Genomic DNA, 286 nt, shown 5'->3' on the forward strand with positions numbered 1-286 from the left:
GCTCGGTGGCGGCATCCATGCCGCCACACGGTCCCGCAAGCGGCGAGGACACCGCACCAGACGGTGACCTTCTTCAACGCTCTACGGTTGCTCGGCTTCCATTGGAACGCGCATAGCTCACGCAGATACAACAACAATGGCGGTGATGACCCGATTGCAACCATGCACACCCGGCACCTCGACGGTCCGGCGATGTCGGGCAAAGGCCTTGCAGCCAAACCGGAGGTTATTCGCTCTTGGAGTTGGCTCACTAAAAGTAGCGAGCAGTCGTCAGGCGGGTGTGGAC

At 60.8% G+C, this 286-nt stretch carries 1 protein-coding gene; it reads left to right on the forward strand.

Annotation, left to right across the window (positions count from 1 at the left end; translation table 11 throughout):
- Positions 1 to 63: 63 nt before the first annotated feature.
- On the forward strand, positions 64 to 286 hold a 223-nt coding region (locus XpruCFBP8353_RS24175; RefSeq protein WP_207759719.1), incomplete at its 3' end, for a hypothetical protein.

It is taken from the genome of Xanthomonas prunicola (assembly GCF_002846205.1).
In the GTDB taxonomy this organism is placed as follows: domain Bacteria; phylum Pseudomonadota; class Gammaproteobacteria; order Xanthomonadales; family Xanthomonadaceae; genus Xanthomonas; species Xanthomonas prunicola.